Genomic DNA, 12,593 nt, shown 5'->3' with positions numbered 1-12,593 from the left:
GTGGACGACTCTCGCTCAGATCACCGCGAACACGCGCGCCAGGCGGCCGAAGAACCAGAACATCGACACCGACCCGATGAGATAGGCCGGGAGCGCCTCGCCCCAGCGCGGCACGACGGCATCAAGTCGTCGATGCGCCTGGATCAACGCGAGCACGAGCAGCACGAAGGCAAGCTGTCCGATCTCCACGCCGATATTGAAGAACAGCAGCGCTGCGGGAAGGAGCCGGCGTTCGAGCCCAAGTCCCGCCAGGGCGCTCGCGAAGCCGATGCCGTGAACCAGGCCGAAGGTGAACGCCACGACCCAGGGATAGCGGGCGGTGAGTCCGATCTCGCCGCGCTGCTGCTTGACGATTTCCACTCCGACGAACGCGATGCTCAATGCGATGCAGGCGTTGAGCGGGCGTTCCGGCACGCCGATCACGCCGAAAGCCGCTGCGGCAAGCGAGGCGCTATGTCCGATCGTGAAGGCCGTGATCGTCTTCACCAGACGCCAGCCGCCGCCGACGATCCAGATCAGGCCCAGCACGAACAGCAGGTGATCGGCGCCGAGCAGAATGTGGTCGATTCCGTAGTTCACATAGGTCTTGGCCAGTTCGATCCACGCCTCGAGCGTCGGGGCGTCGGTGCCGAGGACGGTGACAACGGGATTGGCCGTCGAGATCGTGTAGCTGCGCGGCTCGCCTTCGATCGGGATGACCTTGATCAGGACGACCGACATGTTGGAGCCGAGATTGGGGATGGTGATCGGACCGACCAGCCCCTTCTGGCCGCAATTCATCTCGGGCAGGCGGAGAAAGCAGTGGGACGGCATCCGCAGATCGACCCGCGAGGCGCCGATCGAGGGCTCGATGCTCCAGCGGCCGACAAATGCGCCGGGACGGACCTCGCGGAATTCCAGCACGCCCATCGCCGCTTCATGCGCATCGAGTGCCGAAGGCCGGATGAGCGCGGCGAGGGCAAGCGTCAGCGCCAGCAGCGTCAATCGCAAATATCGGATCGCGCTCACGGCTCGGACCGCACTTGGTAGGATGCCTTGAGCCGCTTGACCGCTTCCCAGGCCAGTTTGCGGGTCTCCTCCGTGTGCCAGATCCTGGCAGCCTCATCGCGAACCTTGTCGAGGCTGGCAAGATTTCCCGGCCGCCGGGAATCCAGCCGAGCGACGTGCCAGCCGTCCCTGGACTGCAGCAGCCTCCATTCTCCCTCCGGCATCTTCAGCAGTCCATCACGGAAATCTTCACCGAAGGACGCCGCGAGACTCGCGACCGGCCGGGCCAGGATCGCGCGCGTGAGATTCTGCAGCTCCTCGGATTCGCGCTGCTGGACGATGTCCTCGAGCTGGCGTTGCGCCGTGGCCTGATCCGTCGGCGGGGTGATGTAGAACGACACGCGCTCCGGCTCGTCGAAGCGAACATGGTTCTCCGCAAACCACGCCTGCAATTGCTCGTCCGAGGGGCGCGGGACGCGGATCTGGTCGAAGATCAGCAATTGCATCTTGTAGGCGATCCGATCGCGGATCGTCTCGTCGCCGCGGTCCACGGCAAGCGCCTTGCCTTCGCGGTAGAGGATTTCGCTCGCGACCCAGCTGTCGATCATTTTCTGGAGCTGTGCGTCGGAAGGAGCGCGCTCCTTGTCCTCGTCGAAATTGTCGATGAAGGACTGACGCATCGCCTTGGTGACCGTGATGACCTTTTCGTCCTTGGCCGGCGGATGCAGCAAGGCGTCGATGCCGAAGATGATCGCTCCGAGCAAGGAGAAGTGCAGCAAGGGTTCGCGCAAGAGCCGCGCGAGCACCGAGACGAGGGAACGCGAAGGCTCCGTCGTGCCACGTACGACATCGGCGCTCGGGTCCGAATCTCCGGTGCGCGATGTTGGAAAGGCCTGCACTTCAACTGGTGTAGCTGGCATTGACATACGGTTGTCACAAATTCTCGCAGCACGACGCCGCGTCGTTTCGCGTGACAGAGCATTTCGTCTGCCATCGTCTATCGCTCACACGGCGGGCGAAAATGCAATGGACAAATGCAAGAGACAAGATGCCGCACGGACAACGCGCACCTGCGACCGCTGAACACAAATCTTTCACGAAGCTGTATCGGAACTCTGGTCACTATCGCGACGCGCAGGGAGGCCGTTCACGCGGTTGGGCAAATGTCTTTGACTCCCAGGGGCTCTGCTGTTTCGCGATATCCGACTTGAATGAGGGCGATAGATGTTTCCATCTGGCAAGACGATCCTGTTGACCGCCGCATCGGCATCCCTGGCGCTGACGCAGAGCGCGGCAGCCGAGGGCTTTGGGCACGACGAGCGCCGCGGCAATCCATATGTCGCCGGCGACATGCACAATCATAATACCTGCACGGACGGTTCGGTTGCCGCCGGCTACACGATCGACCGCGCGGTTGGGCGCGGCACCGCGTCCGCTGGCGGAAATAATTTCGACCTCGACTGGTTCACGCTCGGCAACCACGGCGGTTCCGGCAACCGCGACTGCCGCTTCAGCGACACCAGCGCCAAACTTCCGGGGCAAACCACCACGACCTGGAGCCAGACGCTCGGCCAGACCATCGACGGGATCACGATCAGCAGCCTGAAGGGCACCCCGAACGGCACCGGCACCGGCGCACAGATGTGGCGCTGGCAGTCGATCCGCGAGGTCGAGTATCCGACCATCGTCGATCGCTCGGCGAAGTACGACAAGGTGCTGATCGAGGGTCTCGAGTGGATCGCACCCGGCCATGAACACGTCGACGTCGCCGTCATCACCGGGCAGCACCCGCGCAAGGGGACTGGCAACGCGGACAAGATGGCGGAGTTCGAATACCGTTTCGACCGCGCCGACACCGACGCGATTGGTCCCGTCATCGACGCCGGTGGCAATCAGCTCTGGCCGGGCAAGGACAACGTCAACAACACGGGCACGGCGGGCCACCAGAAGGCGCTCACGGGCGTCAAGTGGTTGCAGACCAACTATCCGCTGCAGTCCTACATCATCCCGACTCACACCGAACGCCAGGGGCCGTTCAGTGCGAGCGCCAACAAGGGCTACAACATCGAGCATTTCCGCGACTTCAACAACGCGGGCCCGACGGTTGCGTTCGGCATCGAATCCCCCGGTCACTTCGCCGAAGGCGGCGCCAGCGGCGGTTCCGGCTCGTACACCCCCAGCGCGGTCGGCGGCGGCACCTACGGCATGAGCGGCATTTACACCGCGAAGGTCGGCGGCCTGTGGGACGGACTGCTCGGCGAAGGCCGCAACTTCTTCATGTATGTGAGCTCCGACTGGCACAGCCGCGGTGCGGGTGGTGCGCGCGACTCCTTCACGACCGCCGATTTCATCCCCGGCGAGTACACCAAGCTCTATGTTCCGAATGCCGGACGGTTCTCGTCGCAGCACGTCATCGACGGCATGCGTTCGGGCAACTCGTACTCGGTCAATGCGGATCTGATCGGCCCGGATATGGTGTTCCGTGCCAAGGCGCGCGGCGACGACTGGAAGACCATGGGCGAGACGCTGGTCGTGAGGCCCGGCGAAAAGATCACGGTCGAGATGGAGCTGACCGTTCCGAACGAGAACAACAGCCCCTACAGCTTCGACAACCCGCTGCTGTTGCCGGTGGGCATCAAGCAACCGCTCAACAAGCCGGCGCTCGACCACGTCGATCTCATCACCGGCCAGATCACGGGCGTCGTTGCGCCTGACGCGCCCAACTATGCGGTGGCGAATGCCGCGGGCACGGCCGGCGCGGCGATCGTGTACAATCCGTCGGCAACCATCGCCCGGCAGATCCCCGCGACGCAGATGAAGCGTGAGCATCGGGGAGACCGTGACGGCGTGCGCCTGCGGTTCACGACGACGTTCACCGCAGGCACCAGGCCGTTCTACATCCGTGCGCGTGGAACCAACATTCCGAACGGCACCCCGAACGTCTCCGATACCGCCGGCAATCCGCTGCTCGATGCCAACAACGCACAGGTCAGCTGTACGGATCCGGCGTGCCCGGCACATCTGGAGACGGTGAATGGCGCCAAGAAGGTGACCCACGACGTTCAGGCCTATTCGAACGTCTGGTTCTACGCCAATCCGATCTTTGTGCGGCTTGAAGGCTCGCCGAGGCTCCTGGTCGAGACCAACGCCGAGCTGGCGCGCCGGCTCGGGCAGCGGGCTGACAACGATCACGATCACGACGATCATCATCATCACGACCATCACTGATGTGATGTGAGGCCATCCGGCGGGACGCATCGTGCGATGTGTCCCGCCGCGCTCGTTTGGAAATGACTGATCCCGCCAGCATGCCTTCGATGTATCTGTTTCGCATCACCGTCTGCGCACTGAGCCTTTTCGCGGGCCTTGGCTGCGGTGTGGCCGCATTTGGTGCTGCCGTACCCGCCACGGACGAACCCACCCGGGACGACTGCAACGCTGCGGTCGCGGCCGCGCGCGCGTTGGCCGCGGGTCTGCCGCCCGACCATCTCTCCCGCTACTTTGCCGAACGGCACCTCCAGCAGGCCATGGCTGAAGCCGGCAACGGCGAGTTCGACGAATGCCTCGAAATGGCCGCGCGTGCGTCTGACGAGGTGCGCGAACGGCGCCACGAGCTGCGGCCAGGCGAGACGCTGAAAGTGCTCGGGCCCGACGAGTAGCAGGATCGGAGCGTTTTGGAGATCCTGCACGCTGTCATCGCGGCGTCATCTTTGCCCGCGCATTGTCTGCGCGCGTTTCAAGAACAGGGTGACGTTGCGACATGGATCAGATCGAGCCGCTTTTCCCGATTCCCCTGCTGCGCTCGCCCGGGTTGCTTCCACCCTCGCTGAACGAAGCCGCCGTGGCCGCGATCCGGGACACCCGCGTCGAAGGCAATCTGCGCTCGGGCCAACTGTTCCACACCGAAGTTGCCGATCCCCGCGACAACGAGCTGTTCCGCCAGATCGCCGAGCTTGCCGTGCCGAAGCTGGTCGATTTCGGCGTGCTGCTGTTCGGCGAAGAGCTGCGCTGGACCGTCAAGGAGATGTGGACCAACATGCTCGAGACCGGCGGCAACCAGACACTGCATTCCCACGCCAACAGTTTTGTCTCGGGCATTATTTATCTGACGCCCTCGCATGCGGCCTGCAAGACGGTCTTCGTGCGACCGCCCGGCGGTTTTGACTTCTCGTTCCGGCATCACACGCGAGGCGCCGCCATCGGGCCCTTCAATGCGGGCAAGTACGTTCTGCCGGAGGCCGAGCCCGGCGATCTCGTACTGTTTCCGAGCTACCTCTACCACGAGGTGCCGAGGAATCAGGGCGGGCAGCGGATCACGATCGCCTTCAACGCGATCCCGGATCATCTGGACTGCTGGGGCTATCGCATCAATTTTGCGCCGTGAGGCCGGCGGATCATTGGTTTCTCAGGCCGAATTCACCAAGCAGCAGGTCCCTTGCCTCGCCACGCGACGGCGCCGCCTCATTGATCCTGCGCAGCAGGCGTGCGGCCGCCGCGCGGTCCGAGCCGAGCAGGGATCTCGCCATCCCCATCAGCGGCCCATAGGCCGGATCGAACTCGGCGCTCAGGCGAAGCGCGTCGATCAGGCCCGGCGATGCTGCTTCGATCAAGGCTGCTCCGCGCGGATCGCCCGGCAAGGACGCTCCAGCTTCGAGAAAGCGGTTGCGCGCAGCCCAATAGGCATTGAGACGCGCGCCCAGCGCGTTGCGCTCGGCTGCGTGCGCGAGGAGTTCATTCGAATCCGGCTGCATGTCTTTCGTGACGGCGAGCAGCAATGACCAGGGGGCTGCCGTGAGTGCACGGACATTTCGCCGCGCATCGAACGTCACGAAGGGATAATCATCCGTGTTGCGCGGGCCGTCGCCGACGAATGCGGAGAGCGCGCGCGGGCCTGCAAGATACTGGCCGAGGAGATCGATCGGCGTCTCGAACCCGAGCGGGCGAACGACGGGTCCGATCGCGGCATCGCGCAGCCGCGCAGCCAGTGCCTCGGTATCGAGCTGGCCACCGTCCCGCGTTCCGATGAGCGCAAGCATCGGGGTGCGGACGCTGTAGTGATTGAGCCAGGCCGAGCCGTCGGGATAGACGTCGAGAAAGCCGCGCACGATGGCGCGCAGCGAGGGCATATCGAGCTGGTACAGCGGCAGCCATTGGCAGAAGATGCCTGCGGGCGCCAGGCGGCGTTTCACGGCCGCGAAATGCTCCACAGTATAGAGCGCGCCGCTGCCGTCGAGCGCGGGATGAAACAGGTCGGCGATGATCACGTCGTGTTGGCCGATATCCGCAGCGACGTAGCGGCGGGCATCCGCCACGGTCACCCGCGGCGCGGAAGCCGGCGGCGGATTGACGAACCAGGGCAGGAGATCCACCACTTCGCGGGAGAGTTCGACACCCTGCGCGCTGACACCAGGCATCTGCGCGCCGCCGACCAGGGTGGCGCCGGTGCCGATGCCGAGGAACAAGGCCCGATGCGGAGCGGCGTGAAGCAGCAGTGGCAGCATCGCCTGCCGGTAGTCGGATCGCGTTGAACTCGTTCCGCCCATGCGGAAGTGCCCGTTGACCTCGAGGTAGCGCGTGCCTGCGTCGTCGTCGACGACGCTCGCCGTCGCCATCGGCCCTTCACGGACTGCAAGCAGCGCGCCGCCTGGCGGTACGCGCGTCAACGATGGCGCGGGATTGAGCCACAGGACGAGCGCGGCGAGCGCCGGGGCGGCGGACCACAGCAGCGCCGATCGGCCGGGTGGCAGCAGCAGCAGATAGCCGAGCGCAACGGCAAGCAATGCCGTCCATGCGCCAAGGGCGGGAATCAGAAATTGCGCCGCGATCAGCGGCGCGATGCAGGCGCCAAGACTGTTGATGCCGACCGCCGCACCGACCGAGCCGCGCTGATCGCTCACCCGTTGCGCCAGCAGGCCGAACAATGCGCCCATTGCGGTCGCGGGCACCAGGAACAATGCGATCGCCACGGCCAGTTCACCGAAGACGTCCGCAAAGGCTGTGGTCTCGACCAGGCGGCCGACATAAGGCGCAAGTGCCGCGGTCGCGATGCAGGCAAGCGCCGTTGCGGCGAGCAGGCCGCGGAGATTTGCGTCATTCGCATCGCGCCCGGTCCGCTGCCAGAGCAGGCTCCCGGCTGCGGTGCCGAGCAGATAGGCGGCCAGCAGTCCAGCGAATGTGTAGACAGTATCCTCCATCACCTGCGCGGCGAGCCGGACCACGAGCACCTCGAAGGCGATTCCGAGCAGGCCCGTGGCGAACAAGGTGATGGTGAGCCGCACGTCGCGAAGTCGCTCCGGCCGCCGCTCGTCGGCAGGAGTCTTGCCCGCCGCCGATCCGAGTGCGAGCGCGGCCAGCGCGCAGAACGCGTTGACGCCGGCGAGGCAGAGCAGCGTTCCCGAAAATCCGAGCGCCGGGATCAGAAGGAACGTCGAGGCGAGCGTGCCGGCCAAAGCTCCGGCCGTATTCGCCCCGTAGACACCGGCCGTGACGTGGCGCTCGCCGCGGGCGTCCCGCATCATCCGTTCCAGCGCGGCCAGGGTCCCGCCCATGGCCATCGTTGCCGGCAGCAGCACGAGGGTCGGCAGCGCCAGGCTGCCGGCCCAGAGCAGGGCAGCCGATGGTTCGGTGCCGAGCAGCGGGGCCAGCGCCCGGCCGGCCGCCGGCAGAAGCCAGACGCAGATCAGGCCCCAGACGGCGATGACGGCTTCAAGCATCGCATAGACGCGCCATGGCGATGTCGAACGGCGGATCAGGCGATCGAGCGCGAAGGCGCCCAGAGCCAGGCCGCCGAAGAACCCGGCAATGACACCGAGCACCGCCATCATCTCGGTGCCCAGCGCGAGGCTCAACTGGCGCGTCCACACGATCTCGTAGCCGAGGCCCGCAAAGCCCGACGCGGTCACGATCGGCACGAGCGCCCAGGCGCGGCTTGCAGCCGGGCGAGCGCGCGCCGGTGCGGCCTCGTCCTCGATCACCTGCGTGAACCGGTCTGCCGAAGCGATCGCGGCGCTATCAGGCTCAGATTGCATTCCTCACTCCTGCCGCGAACGCATCCAGCCGTTCGGGGTCTCTGCCGACAGAAGCATCCGTTTCATGTCAGATTTTTTCAGGATTTGTGACGGCCAGTCGGTGCCGGTTGCCTTGGCGCCGGTCGGCGTTGCGCCGGTGACGCCGCAAGCTCTGCTGCGATCAGAATCGTGCCGCCACTGTCAGCCGCACCGCGAGCGGCTCGGCCGGATGGACGTGACGATCAGCGACGCCGTCGATCGGCTCTCCCGGCAGGCGCGACAGATAATAATATTCGATCTGGTTGGTCTGGGCGTTGAAGAGGTTGAGCACGTCGAGCTGCACCCGCAGGCCATTGTCGAAACTGTAGCCGGCGCGCGCATTGAAGATCAGCGACGATCGCGAACGCACGCTGTCATCTTCAATGAGAGGACGCGGACCGAAATAGCGTGCCTTGAGCGCGCCGAACCAGCCGGTGTTGCCGCCCAGCGTAATCGCGCTGCTCGCCACCCACGCCGGTGCGCCCGGAATGCGGGCCCCGGCGGGGTCGTAATCGGTAAAGCGCGCGTGGGTCTGGGCGACGTCGAGATCCACCGTCAGCCACGGCAACGGCCTGTACTGGTTCGTCCACTCCATGCCGACGCGGCGGCTGGGCCGGCTCGGCTCGGTGGTGCCGGCGTCCCCGACGAACAGCAGCTCCGAGTCGAAATCGAGCACGAACACGGCCAGCGAGCTGGTGAGACCCTCGATCACTTTGGTGCGGATGCCGAGTTCGGCGCCGCGCGAGCGCACCAGCAGCGGCACGCGGTCGAGTGGGGTCATCTTGTCGTTGGGATCGACGGCGATGGTCGCACCGCGGATATCGTTGCTGTGCAGGCCGTAGCCGGCATTGCCGTAGAACTCGGTCTTGTACCAGGGGCCGAGCACGAGACCGGCCTTCGGGCTCGCCATCGACGCCTGTGCGTTGCCCGAATTCTGCAGTGTATCGCTGACGACGTGTCCGGCGAAAAAATCCTCGCGGATGCCGACCGTGGTGCGCAGCCAGTCGGTCCAGCGCGTGGTCGTGTCGCTCCAGAGGCCGATATTGCCCTCCTGCACGCGGTCATCGCGCACGGTCGAGAGCCATGTGCGCTGCTCGGTCTTGAACAGGCCGACATGGATGTCGTCATAGCGGCTCTGCATGCCGACACGGGTTTGCGATTCCAGGCCGGCAAAGCGCCAGTCGAACGTATGCCGCGCGTCAACGCCGCCGAGGGTCCGAGCGTCGAGCTGGCTGAACTGGTCGCCATTGACGGGGTTGTCGAGCAAGTAGGTGAAATCGTTGAACAGCCGCAGGTCGGAGCGCACGACATAGGCGCTGACATGGGTCTGTCCGTAGGCGCTCGATTGCGCCCAGTTGCTCGACAGGCTGAACCGGCTGGAGGTGCCGCCATCGGTCGGATCGAGCGTGCCGAGACGGTTGATCAGGCCCTGATCGATCGCGCGTTGCGGGACCTGGTCGGTCGCGTTCCAGCCGTTGGAATAAGCCATCGCCGTCAGCGTCAGGCCGTCGGTCGCGGTGCCCTGGCTGTAGCGCAGCACGCCGTTCAGCTTGCGGACATCGTCCGGCACGTCCCACGGTCCGTCATACTTGTTCGCTTCGATCGCCGTCAGCAGCGTGCCGGCACCCACGGCGGTCGATCCCGCCGCCAATGCGCGGCGATAGCCGAAACTGCCGAAGCTCATCTCCGCGATGTCGTGCGGCAGCTTGTTGACATAGTCGATCGCCACGGCGCCGGCCGAGGCAAAATCACCCTGGTCGGCGAAATACGGTCCCTTGCGGACATCGACCGACTGGATCAGCTCGGGGATCAGGAAATTGATGTCGGCGTAGCCCTGCCCATGCCCGTGGGTCGGCATGTTGACGGGCATGCCGTCGACACTGATCGCGAGATCGGTGCCGTGGTCGAGATTGAAACCGCGCAAAAAGTACTGGTTGGCTTTGCCCTCGCCGGAGTGCTGCGTGACGATCAGGCCCGGCACCACTTCCAGCGCCTCGCCGGGCCGCGAGAACGGCACCGCGTTGACCTCGCCGCCGCTGATGCGGATCGCGCTGGCGGCGCCCGGCTGCAGGGTGGACGTGCCGGCGGACGCCGCAGCGGCGGCGGCGCCGCCCTCGGCCGGGTTGTCCGTCCGCGCGGCGGGCCGATGGCGCGGATCGCTGCCTTTCGGCGGCCGTTTGCGGGCGAGCTGCTTGGGATGCTGATCGTCCGGCGCCGCAACGGTGACAGGTGGCAGCTCGGCGGAGGCGCTCGCGCTACGCTCCTGGGCCGCGGCCGGAAGCGCGCACAGGGCGGACGATGCGGCGGCGGAAAACATCCGCAACAAGGCCCCACGCACCACCACGTCTCCGCACCGCCACCCAGTCCAGCAAGGCCGCGTTATAGCAGCTGAGTATGACGATGTGGCAACAATATCATACTGGCACCGGACGGAGATCGAGGGTCGCACAGCGCCGGGCTCGCAGCAGGCCGTGGAAACATCGGGGGAGGTGACCGTCGCTTCGCACCAATGTCACATCGGCAACCGATAAGCTTGCTTCCCTGGGCGACCGCTGCCTGACAAGCCCGGCTTGGCTTGCATCCGCGGGCGCCGGCTTTTTTCGACCCGAGAATCTTGCGCGTTGCTGTCGACTGGCCGATGACGAAGGACATGAGAGGGCCGTCTCAGGCGGCGCGGCGGATATCGGTACGGCTCGCATGCGTGCTGGCGCCTTTGCTCGGTGTGTCCGCCTCGACCTCGGCGCTGCCGGCGGATTTTTCGGATGTCGACGTACCAGGCTTCACGGAGCCCGCGTCCAGCCGCCCGCTCTGGGAGCCGCCCGCGACGTCAGTACCGGCCCACGATCCTGCGGCGCCATCGCGGTCTCCCGTCAGGCGGGAGGCGATGCGCGGCAACCCACTCTGGGCCGTTCCGCTCGCGATGCTGTCGGATACCAACGAGCGGCCGATCTTCTCGGCCTCGCGGCGGCCGCCACCATCAGTGGTTTCGGTGCCCGCGTCGAAAGCGCCGCCCATGCCGCCGAGCCCGCCGCCGGCCGAGCTGCGGCTCGTGCTGGTCGGAACCGTCGTCGGCAGCGACCAGAGCGTCGGGATTTTCGTCGACCCGGCGACCAAGGCCACGCTGCGCCTGAAGCTCGACGGAGACTATCAGGGCTGGCGACTTCGCGCGGTGCATCGCGGCGAGGTGACGATGGCGCGCGGTGAGCTGACCGAGACGCTGACACTCCCGAAAGCAGCCGAGGCCGCGCCCGCATCCCGGCCGGCGGTTGCGGAAAGCGCGGCGAGCCGCGGCAGCTCGCACACGTCTCAGTACGACTGAGCGAGCCGATCCCATTGATGTTGCCGTCGGGGGGGCCGATGTGCGGCAGGGCTATCGCATATGAAGAAAAACGTGGCGAGCAGCTTGCCTGCGGCCCATCCTTCGAGACGCCCGCCTACGGCGGGCCCTCAGGATGAGGTCGCGCTTTGCGACGAGATATTAGACCCTCATGGTGAGGAGCCCGCCAAGCGGGCGTCTCGAACCATGCAGGCCGAGCTCATCCGGCAGGCTTCTGCTGTCATATGCGATAAGCCTGGGGTGCACGGCAGAATCCACCATCCGGCAAGCTTCGGTGTTCAAGCGGACGATCGGAGGAAATATCGCGGATTCGACCCACGTGGGGAAAAGTGGTAGCGCTCTCCCGCTACCAATTCCCCGAGCTTCGCATGTCCGCACTTCACGAGGTGTTGCATGACCTGCTTCGCGTCCTGATCTTCGCGGATTGGGCATGCGCGGTCGTGCTCGTGGCAATGACAGTCCGTCTGGCATTTCTGAGAGCCGGAGAATTGCCGGAATGGCGCGGCGTGCTGACGCTCCGGCGCCCGCTGGCGAGCGAACTCTCAAAGGAATTTCACGCGTACAATCGGCAAATCATCCGCTTGATGCTCGCTCTCGCCGCGGTCGTGGCAGTCGGTGCCGTCTTGTTTTGGCTGGATACTCTGTTGGTTGGCGCCTCAAGCAATTAGTGAGGTTTGACATGGCCGTTTCGGCGATTGCCGTGACCACGGTGCATTTAATTCACACGCCGCCGCTATCGATCCAGCTCTGAGACTCTGGCGTCGTTTCCTCGATCTGCGAGGCTTCCTGGAAAGGGGGCGGCTCAACTGAGCGCACGGTCACCGTAACTCGGCCGCGTTAGTTAAGCGCGTAGGATGGGTTTCGCTGCGCTCTACCCATCCTGCGGGCTACGGTCAGGATCGCAGACAGTGCGTAGGCTTTCTTGAGCTTTGGCGAAATCAAAACCCTTTATCATTGAAGCTGTAGTTTCGCTTCGCTCGAACCATCCTGCGAGCTTATTGTGACCGGCCTCATGAAGCGGGCTTGAGGGCGGAGACTGCAATTGCCCATTGCGATCCAATGATCCAATTTGCTGCCCACCCCGTCAACCCCTCCCCATAAAAATATTCCACTTTACCGAAATTCGGATTTGTCGTATGTATCGCTCATCCCGGCTCATCCTTGAGGGGCGATCGTACGTCGTCACGATATGCGAGCCGGGCTTGCGGTGGACGCGGCAGCGT

General features: G+C 65.2%; 9 protein-coding genes. 5 read left to right on the top strand and 4 right to left on the bottom strand.

Annotated features, from left to right (window positions below; all coding sequences use genetic code 11):
* Positions 1-15: 15 nt before the first annotated feature.
* Both AC1RR3_RS28325 and AC1RR3_RS28320 read right to left on the bottom strand, forming a co-directional pair.
* Positions 16-1,008 carry a HupE/UreJ family protein gene (locus tag AC1RR3_RS28325; protein WP_492826830.1) on the bottom strand — a complete coding sequence of 331 codons (993 nt, stop codon included), beginning with the start codon at positions 1,006-1,008 and terminating at the stop codon, positions 16-18.
* Positions 1,005-1,778, bottom strand: a complete 774-nt coding sequence (locus AC1RR3_RS28320) for a peptidyl-prolyl cis-trans isomerase (protein ID WP_492826828.1) — start codon at positions 1,776-1,778, stop codon at positions 1,005-1,007. Before AC1RR3_RS28320 ends, AC1RR3_RS28325 begins: the two co-directional genes overlap by 4 nt.
* 433 nt (positions 1,779-2,211) lie before the next feature.
* Between AC1RR3_RS28320 and AC1RR3_RS28315 the strand changes: the two genes are divergently transcribed.
* From AC1RR3_RS28315 to AC1RR3_RS28305, 3 genes are all read left to right on the top strand, one after another.
* The gene (locus AC1RR3_RS28315; protein WP_492826826.1) at positions 2,212-4,215 is read left to right on the top strand and encodes a hypothetical protein; all 2,004 of its coding nucleotides are present in this window, start codon (positions 2,212-2,214) and stop codon (positions 4,213-4,215) included.
* An 89-nt stretch (positions 4,216-4,304) separates the two neighbouring features.
* The gene (locus tag AC1RR3_RS28310; protein WP_492826824.1) at positions 4,305-4,646 is read left to right on the top strand and encodes a hypothetical protein; all 342 of its coding nucleotides are present in this window, start codon (positions 4,305-4,307) and stop codon (positions 4,644-4,646) included.
* A 101-nt stretch (positions 4,647-4,747) separates the two neighbouring features.
* Positions 4,748-5,371, top strand: coding sequence for a 2OG-Fe(II) oxygenase family protein (locus tag AC1RR3_RS28305; RefSeq protein ID WP_492826822.1), 624 nt, complete (start codon positions 4,748-4,750; stop codon positions 5,369-5,371).
* Between the two features lie 10 nt (positions 5,372-5,381).
* On the opposite strand, the gene AC1RR3_RS28300 is transcribed toward AC1RR3_RS28305, so the two are convergent.
* Positions 5,382-8,015 (bottom strand): spermidine synthase family protein, encoded by a 2,634-nt coding sequence (locus tag AC1RR3_RS28300; protein ID WP_492826821.1) that lies wholly within the window; start codon positions 8,013-8,015, stop codon positions 5,382-5,384.
* 160 nt (positions 8,016-8,175) lie between these two features.
* The gene (locus AC1RR3_RS28295) at positions 8,176-10,350 is read right to left on the bottom strand and encodes a TonB-dependent receptor (protein WP_492827156.1); all 2,175 of its coding nucleotides are present in this window, start codon (positions 10,348-10,350) and stop codon (positions 8,176-8,178) included.
* 333 nt (positions 10,351-10,683) lie between these two features.
* Between AC1RR3_RS28295 and AC1RR3_RS28290 the strand changes: the two genes are divergently transcribed.
* Both AC1RR3_RS28290 and AC1RR3_RS28285 read left to right on the top strand, forming a co-directional pair.
* The gene (locus AC1RR3_RS28290) at positions 10,684-11,352 is read left to right on the top strand and encodes a hypothetical protein (protein WP_492826819.1); all 669 of its coding nucleotides are present in this window, start codon (positions 10,684-10,686) and stop codon (positions 11,350-11,352) included.
* Between the two features lie 386 nt (positions 11,353-11,738).
* Positions 11,739-12,038, top strand: a complete 300-nt coding sequence (locus AC1RR3_RS28285; protein ID WP_492826817.1) for a hypothetical protein — start codon at positions 11,739-11,741, stop codon at positions 12,036-12,038.
* Positions 12,039-12,593: the final 555 nt, after the last annotated feature.

Source organism: Bradyrhizobium sp. GW821-FHT13H05 (assembly GCF_058804065.1).
This window is presented reverse-complemented; position numbering and strand designations above follow the sequence as displayed.